The sequence below is a fragment of the Gleimia hominis genome (assembly GCF_032085515.1).
In the GTDB taxonomy this organism is placed as follows: domain Bacteria; phylum Actinomycetota; class Actinomycetes; order Actinomycetales; family Actinomycetaceae; genus Gleimia; species Gleimia hominis.
On the sequence record NZ_JASXSX010000001.1, the window covers coordinates 61135 to 81797 of the forward strand.

The 20663-nt window shown below is 53.7% G+C and carries 16 protein-coding genes and 2 pseudogenes; 5 read left to right on the forward strand and 13 right to left on the reverse strand.

Annotated features, from left to right (window positions below; genetic code table 11):
* Nucleotides 1-72: 72 nt before the first annotated feature.
* From galK to QS713_RS00300, 5 genes and pseudogenes are all read right to left on the reverse strand, one after another.
* Nucleotides 73-1143 (reverse strand): annotated as a pseudogene (gene galK / locus QS713_RS00280) (galactokinase); the annotation flags it as partial.
* A 211-nt stretch (nucleotides 1144-1354) separates the two neighbouring features.
* Nucleotides 1355-2992, reverse strand: coding sequence for a glycoside hydrolase family 36 protein (locus QS713_RS00285; RefSeq protein WP_313271483.1), 1638 nt, complete (start codon nucleotides 2990-2992; stop codon nucleotides 1355-1357).
* 171 nt (nucleotides 2993-3163) lie between these two features.
* The gene (locus QS713_RS00290; RefSeq protein WP_313271485.1) at nucleotides 3164-4531 is read right to left on the reverse strand and encodes an ABC transporter substrate-binding protein; all 1368 of its coding nucleotides are present in this window, start codon (nucleotides 4529-4531) and stop codon (nucleotides 3164-3166) included.
* Nucleotides 4532-4564: 33 nt separating this feature from the next.
* Complete coding sequence (locus QS713_RS00295) at nucleotides 4565-5452, reverse strand: carbohydrate ABC transporter permease (RefSeq protein WP_313271486.1); 888 nt, start codon at nucleotides 5450-5452, stop codon at nucleotides 4565-4567.
* A gap of 2 nt (nucleotides 5453-5454) precedes the next feature.
* Nucleotides 5455-6429 (reverse strand): carbohydrate ABC transporter permease, encoded by a 975-nt coding sequence (locus QS713_RS00300; RefSeq protein WP_313271488.1) that lies wholly within the window; start codon nucleotides 6427-6429, stop codon nucleotides 5455-5457.
* Between the two features lie 145 nt (nucleotides 6430-6574).
* Here QS713_RS00300 and QS713_RS00305 point away from each other — a divergent pair, with 145 nt between their 5' ends.
* Nucleotides 6575-7873 (forward strand): ROK family protein, encoded by a 1299-nt coding sequence (locus tag QS713_RS00305; RefSeq protein ID WP_313271489.1) that lies wholly within the window; start codon nucleotides 6575-6577, stop codon nucleotides 7871-7873.
* Nucleotides 7874-8053: 180 nt separating this feature from the next.
* Here the strand turns inward: QS713_RS00305 and QS713_RS00310 are convergent, their stop codons facing one another.
* The 8 genes from QS713_RS00310 to QS713_RS00345 form a co-directional block, all read right to left on the reverse strand.
* Nucleotides 8054-8998: an amidohydrolase family protein gene (locus QS713_RS00310; protein WP_313271491.1), complete on the reverse strand. Its 945-nt coding sequence runs from the start codon at nucleotides 8996-8998 to the stop codon at nucleotides 8054-8056.
* A 357-nt stretch (nucleotides 8999-9355) separates the two neighbouring features.
* Nucleotides 9356-10267: a ribokinase gene (gene rbsK, locus QS713_RS00315; RefSeq protein ID WP_313271493.1), complete on the reverse strand. Its 912-nt coding sequence runs from the start codon at nucleotides 10265-10267 to the stop codon at nucleotides 9356-9358.
* A 2-nt stretch (nucleotides 10268-10269) separates the two neighbouring features.
* Nucleotides 10270-11292 carry an aldose 1-epimerase family protein gene (locus QS713_RS00320; protein WP_313271494.1) on the reverse strand — a complete coding sequence of 341 codons (1023 nt, stop codon included), beginning with the start codon at nucleotides 11290-11292 and terminating at the stop codon, nucleotides 10270-10272.
* A gap of 13 nt (nucleotides 11293-11305) precedes the next feature.
* Nucleotides 11306-12655, reverse strand: coding sequence for an L-fucose:H+ symporter permease (fucP, locus tag QS713_RS00325; RefSeq protein ID WP_313271496.1), 1350 nt, complete (start codon nucleotides 12653-12655; stop codon nucleotides 11306-11308).
* 2 nt (nucleotides 12656-12657) lie between these two features.
* Complete coding sequence (gene deoC, locus QS713_RS00330; RefSeq protein WP_313271499.1) at nucleotides 12658-13314, reverse strand: deoxyribose-phosphate aldolase; 657 nt, start codon at nucleotides 13312-13314, stop codon at nucleotides 12658-12660.
* Nucleotides 13315-13477: 163 nt separating this feature from the next.
* The gene (locus QS713_RS00335) at nucleotides 13478-14449 is read right to left on the reverse strand and encodes a sugar-binding transcriptional regulator (RefSeq protein ID WP_313271501.1); all 972 of its coding nucleotides are present in this window, start codon (nucleotides 14447-14449) and stop codon (nucleotides 13478-13480) included.
* 411 nt (nucleotides 14450-14860) lie between these two features.
* Nucleotides 14861-15532, reverse strand: a complete 672-nt coding sequence (locus QS713_RS00340) for a hypothetical protein (protein ID WP_313271503.1) — start codon at nucleotides 15530-15532, stop codon at nucleotides 14861-14863.
* Between the two features lie 291 nt (nucleotides 15533-15823).
* Nucleotides 15824-16891 carry a PTS sugar transporter subunit IIC gene (locus QS713_RS00345; protein ID WP_313271504.1) on the reverse strand — a complete coding sequence of 356 codons (1068 nt, stop codon included), beginning with the start codon at nucleotides 16889-16891 and terminating at the stop codon, nucleotides 15824-15826.
* A 562-nt stretch (nucleotides 16892-17453) separates the two neighbouring features.
* On the opposite strand from QS713_RS00345, the gene QS713_RS00350 reads away from it, so the two are divergent.
* The 4 genes and pseudogenes from QS713_RS00350 to QS713_RS00365 all read left to right on the forward strand — a co-directional run bounded on the left by QS713_RS00350 (nucleotide 17454) and on the right by QS713_RS00365 (nucleotide 20636).
* Entirely contained in the window at nucleotides 17454-18500 is a 1047-nt protein-coding gene (locus QS713_RS00350; RefSeq protein ID WP_313271506.1) for a siderophore-interacting protein, read from the forward strand.
* Between the two features lie 330 nt (nucleotides 18501-18830).
* The gene (locus QS713_RS00355; protein ID WP_313271508.1) at nucleotides 18831-19355 is read left to right on the forward strand and encodes a hypothetical protein; all 525 of its coding nucleotides are present in this window, start codon (nucleotides 18831-18833) and stop codon (nucleotides 19353-19355) included.
* Between the two features lie 474 nt (nucleotides 19356-19829).
* Nucleotides 19830-20100 (forward strand): annotated as a pseudogene (locus tag QS713_RS00360) (terminase TerL endonuclease subunit); the annotation flags it as partial.
* An 83-nt stretch (nucleotides 20101-20183) separates the two neighbouring features.
* Nucleotides 20184-20636, forward strand: a complete 453-nt coding sequence (locus QS713_RS00365) for a hypothetical protein (protein WP_313271510.1) — start codon at nucleotides 20184-20186, stop codon at nucleotides 20634-20636.
* The last annotated feature ends 27 nt before the right edge of the window (nucleotides 20637-20663 follow it).

Genomic DNA, 20663 nt, shown 5'->3' on the forward strand with positions numbered 1-20663 from the left:
CGCGCCCGCACCCGCATACGTTTCTAAGAACTGCGGCTGCGCATACCCGCGGCGCACACTTTCTTCTTGCACGTGCGCGGCTACCTGTTCAATTATTTCTTGAGGCACCAGGGCAATCGCAGAGCCACCAAATCCGCCGCCCGTCATCCGGGCCGCAACCGCGCCCGCTTCCACCGCGGATTCAACCACGCAGTCCAGTTCCTCGCAAGACACCTGGTAGTCGTCGCGCAAAGACACGTGCGAAGCAGCGAACAGCTCCCCCACCTGCGCGTAATCTTGGTTCGCCAAGGCCTCAACAGTGGCTTCAACCCTCTGGTTCTCCGTTATTACGTGCCGCACGCGGGGCCGCAACTCTTCGGGAAGACGCTGCAAGTCCTCCAGTTTTGCTTGCCGCAACGACTCCAACCCCAACAGGTCCCGCGCCTGTTCACACTGTTCGCGCCGCTGCCCATACTGCCCATCCGTGAGCGAATGCGACGCCCGCGTATCCATCACCAACAGTTCCAGGCCGTGCGCGCGGAAGTCCGCTTCCACCAGCTCGTGGGTACCCGCGTGGAAATCAATCTTCAACGCCTGCCCCGCCTGCGTGAACACGGACGCCGTCTGATCTAACCCCCCGGTGGGTGCGCCCGCCACCTCATTTTCTGCGCGAATACAGGCATTCACTATGCGGGTGCGCGCCTCCTCATTGTCATAATCTGGCGCTAACATAGCGACCGCCATCGCGCATTCAATAGCTGCGGAAGACGACAAGCCCGCGCCCAGCGGAACACAAGACGCGACCGCAGCGTCAAAACCCCGGTCTACCCCCAGCGCCCACGCCGGGCCACCCGCATAGTTAACCCAAGAAGATTCCATTCCGGGTTTAATGTCACTGATGTGGCCTTCCCACAAGCTCGCGCCCTTAGAGATCAAACGGACCACGTCGTCGTCCCGCCATTGGAACGCCACAAACGTAGCATGCGGAAGTGCGATCGGCAGGCACAAGCCGTCATTGTAATCCGTGTGCTCACCAATGAGGTTCACCCGGCCCGGCGCAATCCCCACTACCCCATTAAAAGGGGCGAAAGTCTGTTCGAACAGTTCGGTTGCCTGCCGCGCCCCCTGCGGATCGCTCCAGTGCGGAATGAAAGTTACGGACACGATCTGCCTCCACGTTCCTCTCTAGCAAGTCCCCTCAACGGCAGCTAACTACCACCATAAATCTTTTCACATTCAACAACCCAAAGGCAGGACTTCAACGGCGTGCACGCGTGGCCCAGCCGTTTCAAAGCCGCTCCCGTTCCAACGCTGCTCCCGTTCCAAAGCCGCTACCGTTCCACCAAGCGCAGTCCCTCTTGCGTCAAAACGGCTCTCACTTCACCAAGAGCCGGTCTGAAATGCGTGAGGTTGGGTTCAAGTACTCGTCAAAGTTCACCTCTTGCCCGTCAACCCGGTAGGTGTAGCGGCCTACCTGTTCAACACGCGGGTGGCGTTCGAAATGCGCTATCCACCGCTGCACGACCGCAGCTTCTTGGTCGCTGAGCCACGCGCGCGGATCCGAACACTGCGCAAACCCACACACCAACCCTGCTTGCGCGGTTAAAGCATTTACCTCGGGCGACAATAATGAACCCCGCGTACGGAAATACGCCACATCCGGGTCGCAATCCGCCAACGGTTTCAACCAGGCGCGCGAAAGCGAATTGCGAAGCGCATTCACCACCGCCGGGCCCGACGGATCCCGCTTGCGTTCCGTGTTATCCCAATACGGCGCCGTATCCGGCCCCACCCGCATACCATCCAACACACCAAGCGACGCATTCACCACCGCACCCGAACCGAGCAAGTAAACGTCGCTCCCGACCGCTTCGCGCATAGTCTCTAAGCCCGCGCGGTAGGCAACCTCCCGGTCCATACCATGCTGCCGCTGTGCTTGCACTGCTGCTGCGTACAAAAAGTCGAGTTTGAACATGTCGAAACCCCACCGGGCGATTTCACTCATGGTTTCTGCCAACCAGTCGTGTGCCTGCGGTTTCGAAAAGTCCAGCGCGTAGTATTCTTGCCCCCAGTTAAACCCGGAGGGGGTCAGCGACCCATCTTCGTTATGCAAAAACAGTTCCGGATACGCCTCTACCGTGGGGGTGCCCGGCAGAGCAATAAACGGTGACACCCACAGACCTGCCTTCAAACCCGCCTGGTGAATATCGTCCACCACCGGTTTCATGCCGCGCGGGAACTTCTGGTTCGCCCGCCAATCCCCCACTTTGCGTTCCCAGCCGTCGTCAATTTGCACCACGCCGTAGCCCAGTTTTTTCGCTGCAGGAATCTCACTGGTGATGATCTGTTCGGAAACCTCTTCAAACCACGAGTACCACGACGACCACACCGCACCGAGAACATCCACTGCTTGCTTGCGTTCTGGTAGTTGGCGGTATTGCGCAAGGGCTTTTGCGTAGCGGGCGAACACTTCCTGCTCCGCACCCGTGGTTACGAACCAGGCGCCACCATTCGCGTGCGCGCTACCTGTATCTATACACGTTGCTTCGATCGTATTTGGCGTGAGCGTCAGCACCGGGGTGGAACCACTCAGTGCTCCCACTAACAGCACTTCCCCCTGCTCGGAAACAACCGCGGTCACCATCGAGGAGCGGTGCTTAGTAGTTGAATCATTCACCACATCTTCCGCGGTTAAGCTGCGCAGCGGGTTATCCCAGATTCGCCACGGATCCCGCTCGAGCGACCACCAGCGCGTGGGCGTCCAGGAGTTCCACCCGTGCCGGTAATACTCACTCACACCCCAGTTGTGGGTGACCTTCACGTGGGTTCCTTTAATTAGGTGCCCGCTACTTAGGTGCCCGCTATTAATTACGTGCTTGCTACTTAGGTGCCCGCTATTAATTACGTGCTTGCTACTTAGGTGCCCGCCGGCAGTTTCTTGCCCGCCCGGTGCGGAGGCGTCCTCTGCGGGGGCGTCCACGTGGATCGTTCCTGCTGGTGACGTGATTCTCATGGGGTTTCATTCCTTACAATTTTTTGAGGGGGTGGGCAGTCGTTTGCGCGTAAAGTCAAGCTTTCTGAGGTAGTGGGCGGCAGCTTGGCCGTGGGGTAAACACGAGTGGTGTTAACGGTGGGGTGCGCATAGGAGGTGTTCACGAGTAATGCCGCGCACCCCACCGGGTCTTTACTTCGACAGAATACTGTTTACCTTCTCATTCAATTTAGGTAGAGCGTCCTGTGGGGTAACCGAGAGGTTTTCGATCTCATCAAACGTTACCTGTCCCTCACTGGAAATCTCATTACCATTATTAGTAATCGGGTAGTAAGCCAGTTTCTGCGGATCCTGCGCAATATCTATGTAAGCAGAAACGTCGTGGCCCGCATCCTTGTGTGCCTGCGCGGCTTTCTCCGAATACTCCTTCAGTGACGGGAACACGATCGCGTCTTTCGCAACAATTGCCTGGCACTTGTCGGAAGTAAGGAACTTGACCCACTTCCACGCATTCTCCGGGTTCTTCGCCTGCTTCGTAATCGACGGAGCTAACCCGTTAATAATCGTCTTCTGCCCCACCGGCCCGGTTGGCAGCGGAGCGAACGCGAACTCGTTCTTCTCCGAAGACGTCCACAAGTTAATCCGCCACGACCCATCCGGTACCAGCGCGGCCTTCCCCTGCTCCATCATCGGTTCCAAACCAAGTGGCCCAGCGACCTCCAGGGGCGTAACAAAACCGGCTTTAATCTGATCTTGCCACCAACTGATTGACTCTATTAGCTTCGGGTCACTCATCTTGTACTCGGTGCCAAACGGGTTCTTATCTAAGTATTCAAACCCGTTAGATAGTGCTAGCCACGACCACTGGCCCTGGCCCACAATGCCACCACCTTGTTCTAAGCCCCAGCCGTAGACCTCAACATTATCTTTATCGAAACCGGGTTCGTCCCCGCGTTTACCGTTCTTATCCACCGTTAGGTGCGCGATGAGTTTACCGAACGTACCCCCATCTTTGGGGTTCCAAGTGAGCTTGTTCAGATCCTCAGCTTTATAACCCGCATCTTCCACGAGTTTTGTATTGTAAACGAACGCTATCGTATCCCAGTCTTGTGGAATACCGTAACGCGCCCCATCCTTTTCCCACAGTTTAGTTAGTTCACCGGTGTACTTAGAAAAATCGATCTCATCGTCTTTGATGAACTGATTCAGGTCAATAATCTGTTTCTTCCCCACCAGTTCGGGGTAGTACTGGACGTGGTTCGTAATCACGTCCGGGGCGGTACCAGAAACCAGGTCGGTCGTGAGGTTCTTCCAGTAATCATCCCACCCCTGCTGTTCAATTTTGACCTTGAGGCCACTGTCTTTCTCAAATGCGTCAGCACACTTCTGATACGTGGCTTGCTGACCGGGGTCCCACAGGCGGTATGTGATTTCTTTACTATCACCCGCCTTAGTATCCTTTGCTTTTTCACCCGACACGGAGGTACCACCAGAGCATCCTGCTAAAAGCAGGCACGTGGCCGCTGCCATGGCTGCTAGTTTGCTTATCTTATTCTTCATGGTTGTTTCCCTTTCAAATTTTCTAACCAGCCGCTACTTCGCCGCTGTTAGCCCTAGAGAGTTCACTAAACGCTTCCCAAAAATCAGGAGCAGTAAGAACATGGGGATTATCTGCAGTGTCGCAGCTGCCATTAAACCCGCCCAGTCTGGTCTTGTTGAGGGGGAGGACTGCGCGAATACGGACAGCGCCACGTTCAGCAGCCGCACGTTCTCTGCCTTAGCGATCAGTTGTGGCCACATGTATTCGTTCCACCCGAACACCGCTTGAATAATCGCCAGCGTGGTTATTGGCGCGGCGCACATTGGGACAATCATTTTGCGAAAAATTGTCCACCGCGATGCCCCATCGATCATCGCCGCTTCCTCCACTTCGCGTGGTAGCGAGAGCATGAACTGCCTCAGGAAAAAAATTCCAAACGGGCAGATCAAAACGTATGGGGCGAGGAGGCCTTGGAAAGTGTTGATCCACGCCAACTGGTCCATCAGTACGAAGTTTGGCAGGGCAATGAAAATCGGGGGAATCATGAGGGCGGTTAACAGGATTACGAAGATCGTGTCGCGGCCCCGAAAGTGCAGTCTAGACAGTGCGTACGCGGCCATGGTTGACGTCGTTACTTGCGCGACCACCAGGATGATTACGAACACCAGGGAGTTACGCATGTACAACCAGAAGTTAATGGTAGCTGCGGTTCCGCCGGCGGCAACGCTCTCTTCCGGGGTCGTCATGCCGAGCACGCGTTTGAAGTTAATCCACGTGGCGTTTTCTGGGATCAGTGAGTAGTTGCCAGAGAACACTTCTGGGTTCGGCGTCATCGCTGTGCGCACTGCCCACAGAAGTGGCAAAACAGTGACGATCATCAGGAGGATCAGTAGCCCCCAGCCAGCTAGTTTGCCTGAGTTTGTTTTTCGTTTTGCCGCCATACCTAGTCCATATCCGATTCGTTTGAGCGAGCGAGGCGCAGTTGGAAAAGCGTTAGGATCACGAGGGCTGCCATGAGCACCACGGCCATAGCGGAGGCGTACCCCATGTCGAACTGCTCGAATGCTTTTTCGTAGATATATAGGTAGATAACGCGCGTGGCGTTTCCAGGCCCGCCTTTAGTAGCTACCGAAACTGTGTCGAAAATCTGGAACGAACCAATCATCGAAACCACAATCACCATCACCAGTATGGGGCGCAGCAGCGGCACTGTGATGAAGCGGAAAGACTGCCAGGTGGACGCGCCTTCCGTGTCGGCGGATTCGTAAATCATCTTCGGAATAGTCTGCATACCCGCAAACAGCAGCAGGCCCGTGTACCCCATGTTCCGCCACGAGTTCACCAGCGCCACCGTGTAAATCGCTATATCGGGGTTACCGTAGAACGAAATAGGTCCAATATCTAAAAAGCCAATCACGTGGTTCAGCAGCCCCACGGTTGGATCCAGAATGAACAGCGTGATCGCCGCGATCGTCACGTTGGGAACCAACCACGGCAACAACAGGGTGGACCGCACCCACGTGGATTGCGAAACACGCTGCATCAGCACCGCAATTAATAATCCCAGGATGGTTTGCGTCGTAATGTTTACCACCACGTAGATGACGGTTACTTTTACCGCGTTGAGGAACGTGGCGTCGCTTAGCAAACGCGTGTAGTTGTCGAAACCGATCCAGTGTGCGTCCTCAAGCAAATTCCAGTCGGTAAACGACATCTGAATCCCGCGCACAATGGGGACGAAATAGAAAATGAGGAACCCGAGAACTGCGGGTGCAAGGAACCAGATTGCTGCGCGCGCGTCCTTACTGCTGTGCTTGTGGCCCGGTTTGTTGCCATGCGCAGACTTGTTCGCGCGCAGGCGCCCGCGTAGTCCCCCACGATTTTGTGCGCGGGTCGGTTGCACGGCAGTGGTTGTCATCTGCGCTCCCATCATTGCGGTTAAGCTTCTTCGCCCAGTTTTCTTGCTATTTGTGCGGTAAACCGAAGACGCTGTTGTCGTTTGGCACCCCTGTTTCAGCAAGTTTGAGTTGCTAGACACACATTATTACGTTAGTTTCATATGTATGTCAAGTAACCACGGAAACCCACGAACGCAACGCGCTCCCCGCACCACCTCCCGACCGCAAGCGCGAACTGATTCGAAGCAGGAAACTCAACACGCGCCTCAGGGGAAGGCAAAGTCGAAAACGCAACGCGCCCCTCAGGGGGCGCCGCGTCGAGTTCAGCGGCGTGTGAACCTGCTGAATACGTTCCGTCAGCTCACGTCTGCGCAGACTATAAGTACCCTGTCGACGCAGATTAATGTGTCGCGTCCGGCAGTGGAACGTATCGTAGCGGACCTGGACAACTTGGGGTGGGTGAAGCAGCTGGCGCCCGACAATTCTTTTGGCCGACCCGCTACGCGATGGACTTTGGATGCGGATACCGTTCACGTGCTCGGGTTGGATATTGGCGCGCACCACTGTACGGCAATGGTTTGTGATTTATTTGGTGAGGTTCTAAGTGAACTCACCGTCGATCTGGACGCTAAGACTCCGGCTAAACAGCGGCTATTGGACGCCACAGAGGCTGGTTGCGAAGCGGTTAAAGCGGCCGACCTGTCGATTGAGGAGATTACGTTGTGCGCAGTGGCTTCCCCCGGGGTGGTTAACGAAGGGGTGGTCACGTATTACGGTGGTTCGGGAATGCCGGATTGGCGGGGAACTGATATTGCACAAGAAGTGTCGGGGGTACTTCATTGCGAAACCGTGGTGGCCGGCGACTGTGCGCTCGGCGCGTTAGGGGAATCTTGGCGGGGCGCCGCGGAAGGCCACGACGATGTCGTGTACATCCTCTCGGGTGAACGCACCGGAGGGGCAGCGATTATTAACGGGCAGATTCACCGCGGACTACAGGGCGCAGCCGGGCTGATCGGGGAGCTATCTCCGATTCGGTGGAAGGATATTGAAGCCGAAACGTGTGCGAAACGCGTTTACGAAACCGATGAGATCACCAGCCGCACCGAAATCTTCAATGCCGCCCGCACCGGCGACGCGAAAGCAGTGTCGGTAATCGAAGACTTCGCGGACGCACTGTCACTAGGCGCGGCCGCCATGGTTCTTACGCTCGCTCCATCACACCTGGTGGTGGGTGGTAAATACTCCGCATTTTCCGACCTATTCTTGGAGCGATTTGTAAACAATCTGCAGCATTGGTGCCCGGTAATGCCGCAAGTGTCCGCATCCGCGTTAGGCCCGCGGGCAATCTGCTTGGGGGCACTGCGTCTAGGGCTCGACACGCTCTTTGAGTACTTAGAAAACACTGCGCTGGCGGGCGATGTGTTCCCCTCAGCAGAAGGATTCAAAAAACAATTCCAAGCCTGAGGTTCGTGCCCGACTTGTGTGCGGATGTAGCCTCGCGCACCTGTCTGGTCCACAAGTAGCGCCACTGCCTCCAAGGGCGCTTGTTATGCTTCCTTGGAGGTTTTTGTCGTGAATCCCTCTCTTTGCTAGCTGGTACAGAGTTAGCCCAGCTAGTACGAACTTGGTGCAGCGGGTACAGAGTTAGTCCAGTTGGTATAACCGTTGCGCGTTTGTGCGCAGTATGGAGTTCCGTTGTTCCTCAGGCAATTTGGCTTGCCGCACGTAATTAAATGCGCGCACGTACTTGTCTTCTTGGAAATAGGGGTGGTCGGATCCCCCTAGAATTTGCGTGTCCCCATAGCTTTCAACCGCTAGGCGCAGCGCGGGTTCGTAGAAGTTCGCGGCGTCAAAGTAGAAGGTTCGTAGTGTTTCTTGAGGGGACGCGGGGAACGCATCCCAATCCGTGTAGTTATCCTCAATGCGTTGGAACATGAACGCTAAGTCGCCTCCCAGGTGCGCGATGTGGAAGCGAATATTGGGGTATTTACCGGGAATCCCCGCTTTCAGTAGGTGGAGGGTAGCGGTGGCGTCCTCCACGGGCGCACCATTAACCCACGCGAGCCCCTTATCTGCAATCAACGGTGAGCACACCCCATATCCCGTCGGGTGAATATTCACTACCGCGTGCCGGTCGTTCAGCTGCGTCCAAATCGGAGCGAACGATTCGTCATCCAACGTGGTGCCATCACGGAAAACGGTGGGCAGTGAGACCCCCAGGAAGCCACGTTCGAACACATGCGGCAGTTCCGCGAGCGCAGCCTCAACATCTGGCAGTGGTAACGCACCGTACGCATGGAACCGCCCCGGGTAGGTATCGATCAGCCTCGCGTACTCGTCGTTAATCCACTGCGCGGTCTGCGCGTCCGCCGGTACCTGCGGCGTCACGGCCAGCACCTGCTGCTCCACCCCAGCTTTGTCCATCCACTGCAGGCGAGTGCGCATGTCCTCATCGGAAGAATCCGCGTTCATGCCCCGCGCAATCGCAGTGGTATCCGGATCCACCCCAGCTTGTTCCAGCATGTCTAGGTATCGGGCAGGGTAAACGTGAGCGTGTGTATCTATCGCCAGTGTGTCGTTAACAGTCATACTCCCAGGCTATAACGGGTAGCAGCCATGAGCTACAGGGAATGAAAGCCCCCGCTCAGCACACTCAGCTACCAGCTATCGTACGGGCAACGCCCCACTCAGCCGCCAGCTATCGTACGGGCAACGCCCCGCTCAGCCGCCAGCTATCGTACGGGCAACGCCCCACTCACCTGACGCGCACCATGCCCCGCAGAACATGGTGGATGCGCGCCGGGCAAGTAGGGCGAGGGGTACTACGCCGGGCAAGTGGGACGCGAAGTACTACGCCAGGCAAGTAGGGCGAGGGGCACTACGCCAGGCAAGTGGGGCGCGGAGCACTAGGCCGGGCGAGTAAGCGTCATGCCTGGCGCACACCTGTTATCCCTGGTAGATACCCGCGAATTCCTTCGCTGTAGCATACGAAGTTTGCGTCCCATACTTCGTTACCGAATCCGCTGCGTACCGGTTCGCAGCTTTCAACGCGGCCTCCACATCATCAGTTTGCATGAGGTAGTGGCTGAAACACCCGATGAACGCGTCCCCCGCACCAGTTGTGTCCACCGCATCCACCTTCGTGCTTTCAATGAGCGTGTCCGTGTGTTTGTTCATCCACAAGCACCCGCGGTCCCCCAGCGTCACAATCACATTCTTCACTCCGGCTTCCAGCAGAGCACTCGCCGCATTCCGGATATCGTCGATTGTTTCCACCGGCATACCTGTAAGGAGGGAAAGTTCAGACTCGTTGGGCATAAAGTAATCTACGTCCTTAACCTTCTCTAACACGAGGTCCGGTTGGGCAGGCGCTGGATTCAGTAGCACTGGAATCCCGTGTTCTTTACCGAACTGGATAGCGGCGTAAACCGTTTCCAGCGGTATCTCAAGCTGCAGCACAATGAGCTTACAGGCCTTCACTTCCTCAGACGCATCATGAATATCCACGGGAGTGAGCTTATCGTTAGCGCCCTTGACGATAATGATGGAGTTTTTCGAATCCGGATCCACAAAAATCGGCGCCACCCCCGACGTGGCGTCCGTGCGCAACACGTGAGTGGTGTCAATCCCATTTTCCTCAAAATTACGGATCGTGTTATCGGCAAACAGGTCATTCCCCACCCGGGTGAGCATCAACACGCGCGAGCCCAGGCGCGAAGCCGCAACCGCCTGATTCGCACCCTTACCACCGCAACCCATTTTAAAATCAGGGGCCTCAATCGTCTCCCCCTCACTTGGCATACGGCGGATATACGAAATCAAATCCACCATATTAGAACCAATAACCGCAATATCCATAACTAGCCCTCCACTCCAGTCGTCACCGCAAAGGTGCGGGTAGCACCCGGATCCACTTTAACTATCGTCCCAGCTTTTTCAGCGGCCAAGAAGCCTTCTGGCCTCGACGTACCCGGAAGCACGAAAGCCGCCACCTGCTGATCCGGATTGTACAAAATCCACCTAGTCGCAACCTGGAAGTCGGAGCTCTTAAACTGCGTAGTGAACACTGTGCCATCCGGGCTAGTCATCGTGAACTTCATATCCTCACCATATTGCGGCAAGTCATCAGCAAAGTACACGATCTCTGGATCAAAACCTTCAGCGGCAGAAAGGTCATCCGCATCCACTTTGCCCGAGATAATATCCTCATTCAGCTGAGTCCATTCCTTTGTCGGCTTCACGTGGGCAGGAATAGAACGCCGCAACTGGAATGCGCCCTTACCAATCGACTGATCCAACTTCCCATTTTCCACAAACGCGTAGTTCATGTGACACATGTACTGCATTGAAAGCGGCATGTATTCAGACAAGTTGGTTACAGACAAACCAATATCAAACAGACCCGAATCAGCATGCAAGGTAACTGACGGCCGTGCTCGGTAGTGATCTCCAAACCCTTTGACATACTCATACGAAGACACCGCGCTAATAGCATCACCATTTTCAGAAACTTCAAGCCAACACCGGTCCATAGGTGCGCACGGAAACTCGCCGTGCATCTGATGCGTGTCCTCAGGGGAAGGGCATCCCGCACTCAAGATACCGGAATGGAACGCGAAACAACCGTACGTGTCTGTTATTTCTTTAGCCGGGTGCGGCTCCTCAAACATATTTTTCATACGCAAGCTGTGACCATCAAAGTTTGCGTCCCAGATTATTTGCCCCATAAACGGGAGGACTTCCACGTACCCGCGTTCGTTACCTAACGTGAGCGATTCAATGCCGGTGCGGTAACGTTTTCCCTCTACTTTAAATCCGTCATTCTTCAAGAAAACCTGAGGTTCGTTCGAAAACGCTTCTTTATAAATTGGGATTTGTAACATGCTTACTGCTCTCCTAAAACCTGTTCTTTTCTTCTTTGAAATGTTTAATAAAGTACACGAAAATCACTGCGAAACAAACCAGGGACACTGCGAACGAGGTCTGCATCGAACCCGTTGCATCCGAAACATACCCCTGCACCAGCGGCACCACAGCACCCCCGATAATAGACATCACGATAACGGCTCCACCGGTTTCGGTGTGACGCTTGTCCTTGATCGAATCTAGGGTTCTCGCATAGATGGTTGCCCAGCATGGGCCAAACAGACCGGACGTGAGAATCGCTGCGTAAACGGCGCTCATATTCGGAGCAAACACCACCCACAGCAGCGCCAGCATGCCAAAAATCGAGTATCCAATAAGCACTAGGTTCTCATTGAACTTCGTCATGAGGATATTCGCGACCACTTTCCCAAAGAAGAACGCGATGAATGCGCCGATCATGAAGTTCGAGGCACTCCGCTCATTGAGGCTTGTGTCTAAGTTCAGCGCAAGCCGAATTGTGAACGACCAAACCGCAGTTTGCATACCGACGTATAGGAACTGGGTGAAGATGCCGAACAAGAAGTCCTTGTTGCGGGTTAAATACTTCAAGGTCTCACCAATCGACGCACCTACTTCTTTCTTTCCCATAAGAGGCTTACAGTGCGGCATTTGGGTAATCGCTAGAATAATCAAGAGAATAGCTAGCACAATTATTATGAACCGGTAAGGCCCAAGCGTGCGTTGCAACATTTGTTCGGCAAACTGCTGTTTTTCAATACCCGTCAAATTCTCTAGTTGCACGTGGAGTGCATCGCCTTCAGTGAAGATGAGGTACTTGCCAAGTAAGATTCCAAATATAGACCCCAGCGGATAGAACGTTTGAGAAATGTTCAGCCGTAACGTTGCGAACTTTCGAGGCCCAATCATTGAAGAATACGTATTGCACGACGTCTCTAAGAATGACAATCCTGTGGCGATAGCAAACAGTGCAGCTAGGAACACAGAATAGGTAGCCATTTTGGAAGCCGGGAAGAACATCGTGCAACCAATGATGTAGCAGCTCAGCCCAATAAGAATGCCGGTCTTATAGCTCCACTTACGGATCACGCGCGAGGCAGGGATTGCAAGAACAAAGTAACCACCATAGAACGCGGATTGCACAAATGCCGAAGCGAAATCTGTTAGTTCGAATATCGATTTGAACTGCGTGATCAAAATGTCGTTCAGACTTGCTGCAATTCCCCACATCGGGAAGCAAATGGAAACCAACAGGTACTGGATCATAGGGGTTTTACTAAGGTACCCGTCTGGCATCTGCTTTGAGCTGTCTTTAATTAACCCAAACGAGGTGTTCTTCAGGGGAGCTTCTTTTGTTGCCATGGTCAGTTAGCACCCCGCTTCAGTAGTTTCTTACCTGCGGATGCTCCGATCCGATTTGCGCCAGCTGTTAGCATGGCTTCCATTTCTTCGTTTGAGTGGATTCCGCCTGAGGCTTTGACTCCAAAGTCTGGACCCACCGTGGCTCGCATCAATTCCACGTCAGCGGTGGTGGCTCCCCCGCTTGAGAACCCGGTTGAGGTTTTCACGAAGTCCGCACCTGCCGCAACAGTGGCTTTGCACGCTAACTTGATTTCCTCATCTGTCAGCAAACAGGTTTCTAGTATTACTTTTACGGTTATGGAATCGAACTTGCGGGCTACCTGAACTACAGCCTCAATATCATTTTGTACTGCCCTCCAGTCACCGTCCTTTGCAAGCCCGATGTTCATCACCATGTCTAGTTCTTTTGCACCTGCTTCTAGTGCTTGGTTTGCTTCAAACGCCTTCACCTGTGAAGTAGTTGCGCCAAGTGGGAAGCCAATTACTGTGCACACTTTTACCGCGGTACCGTGCAAATTCTTAACGCATTCTTTAACCCAGCTTGGGTTCACGCACACGGCACCAAACGAATACTCAACTGCTTCTTTGCAAATAGCCTGAATTTGTTGCCGAGTAGAATCCGGCTTAAGCAAAGTATGGTCTATGGGAAATATCGCCATTGTTTTCTCCTTCCGCATTCATGGTATTGATGCGCAAGGACTCTGATGGCTACCTACGTGTTACCAGAACGATTGTGCCCAATAGGAACAAACGTGCCCACTTTGTTTTTCCAAAAGCGTGTTCGTGCTTTCTTTATTCCTCTGAAGACGTGTTCGCACTTTCTTAACCACGAGGTACAGGTTTAAACTTTTTCACTATGGCCGCAGCAGTGCTGTAGTCCGTCACCAGACGGTTTACGTAGCCATTTTCAAGTGCTGCAAACACCGCCTCCACCTTTCGGGTACCACCCGCAATGAGAACCTTCTGCTCTTTGCGCCGCAAAGATGGTAGAGAGATCCCCACGGTCCGATTATTCAAGTCAGGAACGCAGATGCGACCGCGGCTATCTATAAACCTAGAACAAATATCCCCCACAGCCCGTTGATTTATCACTTCCCTTTCCCTGGGCAGTATCGGTGTCTTTAGAATCAACTCCCTATTGCTCACCAGGTCCCCCACCGTATACACCGCGATCCGACACGAATCGCCCATAGCAAGGACCTCACGCAAGTAACTCTGGCTTAAAAGCTGGTTCTTCTCTTGCACGCTTGCGACAAATAGCGGCGAACCTAGCTGGAAGTAGTGCCCTCCGAAAGCGCTGGCCAGATGCGCTAAAGTGCTCGGATAATAGTTGACGGTATCTTGAGGAGAGGTCAGTCCGCGGCTTAACTCAACGACGCTCACGTTGCTGCGGGTTTGCGACTCCAAGTTACTGGCAAGCGCTGCCACGGTACGCGAATAAACCATGCCGATAGTGTCACCATCACGCACCAGCGAAGACAGTGTCTGTGCACCAGCTACGCCAAGTGCTTGCCGGATTCCGTTAGTTGTTGTATCTGCTGGCGAAACGAGTGCAACTTCGTGCAGACCATACCGGTGTTGAAGAGCTTCGATAAGTACCTTATCGTCTTCCCGAGGGTCCTTAACAACGGTTTGAATAAAACCGCGCTTGCGCGCATGCGTTAGAAGCTTCGACACGGTTGTGCGTCCTAAGTGGAGGCGCTTGGCAACCTCGGCCTGCGATAAACCAGAGTAGTAAAACTTAGCAGCATCAAGCGACAATTCGTCACGCTCAGAAAGCCGGTACTGATCCATGAAATCGTAGTATACGACAAACTGTGCGCTAGAAAGGGGAAACGAGGATACGCTACTCAATCCCGTTCTTGCTTGAACAACTCTCCCATGGGTTTGAAGTTGTGGAGTAGTACTCTAGAACCATGAAGTTCGGAATGCGTAAACCATCTTTTAAACGCTCTTTCAAAGCACGCACCTCGGGGCGGCTTAAGCGATCACTGAAACGTGCCGTAATCCCAGGATACGGCCGTAAAGGCATGGGTTTTATTAAGAACCCGAAGCGCTCGTTGCGCAATGCTGTTTACCGCCGTACCACGTTTAGCATCTGGAGTTTGTTTAAATGATTTCGCGCGCCGTAGCTACTTTGAACTACAGGCGCGCGGACACATTCAAGGTTTAATTATTACAGCTACGCGTTTGCCTTCGTGACAGCTATGCTTTTGCCGCCAAATTTTTGGGGCGCATAAAACCCCACACCGCGAGTACTACACCCACGATCGTCAAGGCAATCCCCGCGTAGAGCGCAATCTGACCCAGCAGCGACCAGCCGTACACGTTCAGCAAAGTTCCGCGCAGCACGTTACCTTGGAACAGCGTGTTGTTCTTCAGATCGTTTAGTGATTTCAAGTCGCGTGCCGAATCGTATTTCGTGAGGGGATTGGTTGACTCCGCTTCCATCAGCTGCTTTACGCGCTGCTCATCAGCGCCGGGGTTAGCTGCCTCAATGTCCTTCTGCAGCGCCGCTTCTTTTTCTTTAATAGTGCCGGTAACCGTAGCGAACGTAGCCCCGGGCACGCCAGCGCGTTTCGCCGCGCCCTGCATGTGTTGGGCAATAAAGTTATCCGCATACGCTTTCGCTTGGCTACCCGTAGTCATTTTCTGACCAGCCCACTGCGAAAGCACTTTTCCGCTTTCTGCGTTAATAGCGCCCGAATCCACCTGCGCCTGGATCGCTTGCTTGTCAGGGAACTGGATGTCTTGCGCCTTCATTTGCCCAGCAATAAACGAGCGCGCAAACAAGCCGCCTCCCAGCGCGGCAAGCCCGATGACCAGCAAGATTACCCCGAAAATCTTTCCGAAGTTCTTGTATATTTTCTTGTCCATACCGTCCTCCTAGATTGAACGGTTAAACATTACCCTCTGGACTAAGGTCCCGATTTTGTGAACACTAGATTCAGCCCCACCTAACATCGTGCCAGCATGCCCTCTAGCCTGAAACAGAGCTTCAATCCAGGCTTAGGTGATCTGTGCTACACGCGTTTCAAGAATTGGATTAGCAGGTTTTAGAAAGCGAGTTATGCGTCTGAGAACGGCGCATCAATGCAGAAAACAGATCACCACCCGAGACAAACCACCAACCGGCTAGCGGTAGCGACAGTTCGAGACAGCGTTACGTTAATCCGCGAGCCGCATGTCACCGGGTTTAATCCACCGGCGTTTACGCATGAACTCACTGATACCAAGCGACAGCAGGGCGGGGGCAACAAAGTGCATCAGCAGGATTAATAGCAGTAGCCCCATCGTTGAATACTGAGGGCTCATAACATTCCACGTCATTATTTGCCCCACGAGGCCCGACGTGCCCATGCCAGAACCGGCAGCGTTCGATTCCATGTGGAACACCATGGTCGCCACGGGCCCCAAAATCGCGGAAGCTAGCGTGGGCGGAATCCAAATCAGTGGGTGCCGCATAATGTTAGGCACCTGCAGCATAGACGTGCCGATTCCTTGGGAGATTAAGCCTGAGATCTTGTTTTCGCGGTATGAGGACACGGCGAAACCAACCATTTGGCAGCAGCACCCGACGGTGGCGGCGCCCGCAGCGATCCCAGAAAGCCCTAATACGATCCCCAATGCGGCGGATGAAATCGGGAGAGTCAAGATAATCCCCATCAGCACGGACACGATAATGCCCATTAAAAGGGGTTGGCGTTCCGTCCCCCAGTTCACCATCGCCCCCAGTGTGGTCATTACTTGCGAGATGCCAGGGCCGATCGCGAGCCCCACTAACGCGCCAGAACATAGCGTAATAAATGGAGTAACCAGGATATCGATTGGTGTTTTACCGGCAACGAGCCGGCCAACCTCAACGGCCACGAACGACGCGATGAACGCACCCAGCGGTTCGCCAGGACCTTGCAGTTGCATCTGCATACCGTCAACCACGCCTCCGGAAAGAATTTTTGAGGCATGTGCACCTATCATGCCTGCTAACGCGGTTCCCGCTACCACATAGGTGGAGGCGCCAAGTCGGTTAGCAACGCCCAAGCCGATTCCTGCGCCAGTTAGAAGGGAGGCGATTGAACCGACCATTATGAAGAAGTGCCCTACGGAGCCGGGGATTAGGCCACCCACTTGGATTAGGATCGTCCCCAGGATGAGGGTGGCGAACAGGCCGTGCGCCATGCCCGTCATCGCATCTATGAAAAATAGGGAGAGCCAGCTGCGAATTTGCGATTTCATCGACGTCCTAAAGGTTCGTTTTAGTGTGTAGTGTAAGAAAGCTACACGCGGATCGCTATTTGCAACAGGTTCTTCTCACTATTCGTACTATTGCCAGAACTACTTGTGCTGCTAACCGAATACCGGCCAGGCATTACTCAACCAAATATCCGCTCGGTATCACGCAACCAGTTTCGCATGAGCAAGCTTTCCCGATCTTATTGCACACAAGCCAGCTTCACCGCACGCTGTTGCCCACGTGCCATTTTCTTACCCCAACCAGTTTTGCACGTACGCCATTACGCAAAGAAGTGCGGCTACACAAGCGCCGGATAACGCGATTGCTCGCGTCCAAAGCTTCGGTCTTCGTTTCGGACCGTCGTCGTCAATGCTGAATTCAGATTGTCCCATGCCTGAATCTTACCCGACTCCACCATTTTTGAAATCTTCCTCTGTACAGCCAGGTTAGGTATTGCTAAACTCACTTAAAAATAATCGACCTGCAGACCAGATGTATTTTACTGGTCGCCAGTCCAGATGCGGTCTAGCGCCCCTTACGAGAAACGATTTTGAGGAAGTGACCATGACTTTTGAGCCAATGACCCTCACCACGCGAACTGTTAACGACCTTTCGCCGAATTACCGCCGCATTTCTTTCAGCTCCCCGCAGTTAGATCAGCTGGAACCACACCACCCGTTCGACCAGCGGATCAAGTTCATTTTCCCTCCTTCCTCAGGGAAGCTACCGAAAATGAAAACTCAGGATTGGTATCAGGCGTGGCTGGGTCTTGACGAAACAGAGCGCGGTTGGATGCGGACCTACTCAATTCGCGCGATCGAAAAGAACGCGGGGCACGTGGTTCTCACGGTTGATTTTGTGCTGCATGGTAAGGCAGTTGGCGAGGAAAGCGGGCCGGCATCCAGGTGGGCTCAAGATGCTCAGGTGGGTGATGAGGTCATTTGCGTGTTCCCCACGGCGGGCGCCCAGTCGGGTGGAATCGAGTTCGCCCCCGCAGATGCTGAACAGATTTTGCTGGTTGGTGACGAGACTGCAGCCCCGGCAATTGCCCGCATTTTGGAGGATCTTGCGGCTGGTGATGACACCCAACAGGCCACGCGGGGAGCAGCTTTAATTGAGGTTCCTACCGCTGACGACGAGTTGCATATTAATAGTCCTGAGGGGGTGCAGGTACACTGGCTCCCCCGCAACGGCGGGGACTATGGGAGCTCACTCTTACCAGCGTTGGAGGAAATCGTTGCACCTTCTGAGAGCGGAACTGTGGTTGCGCTTGATGAGATTGAGGAAACTGCGGAGGCGCCGCTGGTTTGGGAAACTCCCCTGTACTCCGCTTCGGGAGCGCAGTTGGACAGAGCCAGTTCAGATGAGCAAGTAACCAGCGCGGATCCTGATGCTCAAGCGGGTGCTGAAACCTCGGACATAACCCCTCAGGCAGAGGAAGAACCAGGCGTAAAAACTACGCGGTCGACTGCGCGCACGTTCTACTGGATCGCAGGCGAATCTGGAGTGGTGAAGCAGGCACGACGCTACCTAGTTAAGGAATGCGGTGTGAAACGTTCAGATGTGGCATTCATGGGCTACTGGCGGATCGGCGTAGCAATGCGAGGGTAGGTTGAAAAATAGGAGAAGCCCCAAGGCTCTACACCTACTAGCTCGTCGATCCCTTCATGTTCGAATAGTGCGCTACCTCACCAGCGTGTGCTAGCGTTAAGGACAGTCAAATATTTGACCCCCACCGTGAGGAGTACCACGATGAGAGCTCGACTTACCAAGAGTCTTGGCATCGCGGTAGTTGTGGCTAGTAGCCTCGTATTAAGTCTACAGGGGTTGTCAGCAGCTCAAGCTTCCCCACAAAATGACTCTTCCACCACCTCGTCGTGTATAGCATCTTCAGGCTCTTCGCAGTCGCAATCGCCCGGAGAGTACACTGAGATCCTCAATGTGAAGTTTGAGGAGAATCGTGTTGTTACCGCATCGAACGATAAACCGCTGTCTGTTCCCAAGAAGATTGCAGCAATTAACGGGGTAGCAGAGTATTCTCTTCCCTCAAACCTCGGATATTCATACGCGACTACAAATGACGGCGAATCACTTTTCATCTCAAACGCCGGGCATGAGCTTGTTGGTCTCATCGATTCCGTATCCGCAGTCGACATGGATGGTGCAACATGGGCTGCAACCATGAGCGTCTCCAATAATGTGGTTACTTTTTCTAGCGAGGAAAGCGGAATTCATTATTTCCGAGTCGAGTATGTGGGTGCTACTGCAGAAGATGAGAGTGAAAACGACTTCGGGCATCGAGCGTCCCTTATCGGGGTTCCGCAAAACTATGTTTACAACCCTGCCCTGGGCTCTCTTCACGATTACTGCACTAAGTCGCCTGATGAATTCCCTAATCCTTTCGGCAAGAACGCCGATTTTAGGGGTGCCGTCCGCGTTGCCCATACGTTCAGTTCATGCGCATAGAGGGGGCATAATGAGGTACATTCCGCTCGCTACAACCACGACAGGGGTCCTTGGTGGTGTCCTGCTGTCGTGGTTCGCGTTGAATGTTGATGCTCCTTTGGAAGCACCCGACTACCTGGTGTTTTCGCCGCTAGCGTTCTATCTTTTGCTCACTGTTGTTGGCATCTTGTGTGCATTCAAAGTCTCGGGTGTGCGCGCCAGGAGTGTACTGTACTCGGTTTTTATGACACTTAGTCTCGCCGGGGTTGGGTCGTTCTACATCTTTAACGAGCCTACAACGATTAACGTTTTTGGGTTCTTAGCTGTTGTGATTGGACTTCTTGGAGCGCTAGCGCCCGCAGTAGTCGTATCTCGCCACGCTGGAGCAAACTAGCCTGCGGCCTTTTGCGATGCTGAGGCGCTGGTGTTCTGGAGACGTTGTGATCTGATGTTTGTCGCCGTTGCGCCCACTCGGCAGACGCGTATTTCTGGCTGTTCAAAGACATGAGCCCACTCTCGAAGGAACTGATGAAGCTCGCGCTTAAAGGTCGGTTACCATGGCGGGCACCCAGTCCTAGCCTGTATGGTCGACAACACCCACGTTCGCCGTGACCCGGCAGGCAACATAAAACCCAACAAACAAAAATCCACCGAGAAAATCGACGGCGTGGACGCCACGATCATGGCTCTAAACCCAGCCATCCGAAACGGCACCGGGCACGCCAGCGGCAGTGTTTATGACGAACGTGGACTACCCGTGCTGTAGTTGACTTAAAGCTTGAGGCGCAGTGCCTTGCGAACCTCTAGTTGCAAACGTTATCAAGATGTTACAAACTTGTTCGTAAGCTGATGAGCTTTAAAAACATAAACGGCCACACGGCAGATTTGTGTGATGGTGTTTTTGCGAAGGATGCTTTTAGCGCTATCGAAAGGATTCCAGATGAAGTGTTAGCTAAAAACGATCCTCAGGCTCTAAAAGCTTGGTATGAGTCGCTCGGTCAAGATCGTGTTAATTGGATTGCTTGTGGATCGGCTATTGGGTTAGCAATCGTCACGAACTTTACGCCAGCAAAAATTGTTAAAATAAAGTCTGCAATTAAGACACTCGGTGGTGCTGTTACTTTCGCAAAGAAAGTATACTCTCTTTACAAAAAAGCACGAGCAGGCGGCCTTACGGCAAAAACTGCCTTAAATGCAGCCATTACTGGAGGAGCTCAAGCGGCTGGGCCAGATGTTAAAGAAGCCTTGCTGGATTTGTTTGGGGTTGGAGCAGTAATAGGTGCGTGTGGTATAGGAGATTAAATGCGTGTAACTAACATAGTGGGCTGG

Excerpts from the sequence above, each read along its gene's own strand:
- QS713_RS00285 (WP_313271483.1), bottom strand. The coding sequence starts at position 2,992 with ATGAGAATCACGTCACCAGCAGGAACGATCCACGTGGACGCCCCCGCA.
- QS713_RS00290 (WP_313271485.1), bottom strand. The coding sequence starts at position 4,531 with ATGAAGAATAAGATAAGCAAACTAGCAGCCATGGCAGCGGCCACGTGC.
- QS713_RS00295 (WP_313271486.1), bottom strand. The coding sequence starts at position 5,452 with ATGGCGGCAAAACGAAAAACAAACTCAGGCAAACTAGCTGGCTGGGGG.
- QS713_RS00300 (WP_313271488.1), bottom strand. The coding sequence starts at position 6,429 with ATGACAACCACTGCCGTGCAACCGACCCGCGCACAAAATCGTGGGGGA.
- QS713_RS00305 (WP_313271489.1), top strand. The coding sequence starts at position 6,575 with ATGTCAAGTAACCACGGAAACCCACGAACGCAACGCGCTCCCCGCACC.
- QS713_RS00310 (WP_313271491.1), bottom strand. The coding sequence starts at position 8,998 with ATGACTGTTAACGACACACTGGCGATAGATACACACGCTCACGTTTAC.
- rbsK (WP_313271493.1), bottom strand. The coding sequence starts at position 10,267 with ATGGATATTGCGGTTATTGGTTCTAATATGGTGGATTTGATTTCGTAT.
- QS713_RS00320 (WP_313271494.1), bottom strand. The coding sequence starts at position 11,292 with ATGTTACAAATCCCAATTTATAAAGAAGCGTTTTCGAACGAACCTCAG.
- fucP (WP_313271496.1), bottom strand. The coding sequence starts at position 12,655 with ATGGCAACAAAAGAAGCTCCCCTGAAGAACACCTCGTTTGGGTTAATT.
- deoC (WP_313271499.1), bottom strand. The coding sequence starts at position 13,314 with ATGGCGATATTTCCCATAGACCATACTTTGCTTAAGCCGGATTCTACT.
- QS713_RS00335 (WP_313271501.1), bottom strand. The coding sequence starts at position 14,449 with ATGGATCAGTACCGGCTTTCTGAGCGTGACGAATTGTCGCTTGATGCT.
- QS713_RS00340 (WP_313271503.1), bottom strand. The coding sequence starts at position 15,532 with ATGGACAAGAAAATATACAAGAACTTCGGAAAGATTTTCGGGGTAATC.
- QS713_RS00345 (WP_313271504.1), bottom strand. The coding sequence starts at position 16,891 with ATGAAATCGCAAATTCGCAGCTGGCTCTCCCTATTTTTCATAGATGCG.
- QS713_RS00350 (WP_313271506.1), top strand. The coding sequence starts at position 17,454 with ATGACTTTTGAGCCAATGACCCTCACCACGCGAACTGTTAACGACCTT.
- QS713_RS00365 (WP_313271510.1), top strand. The coding sequence starts at position 20,184 with ATGAGCTTTAAAAACATAAACGGCCACACGGCAGATTTGTGTGATGGT.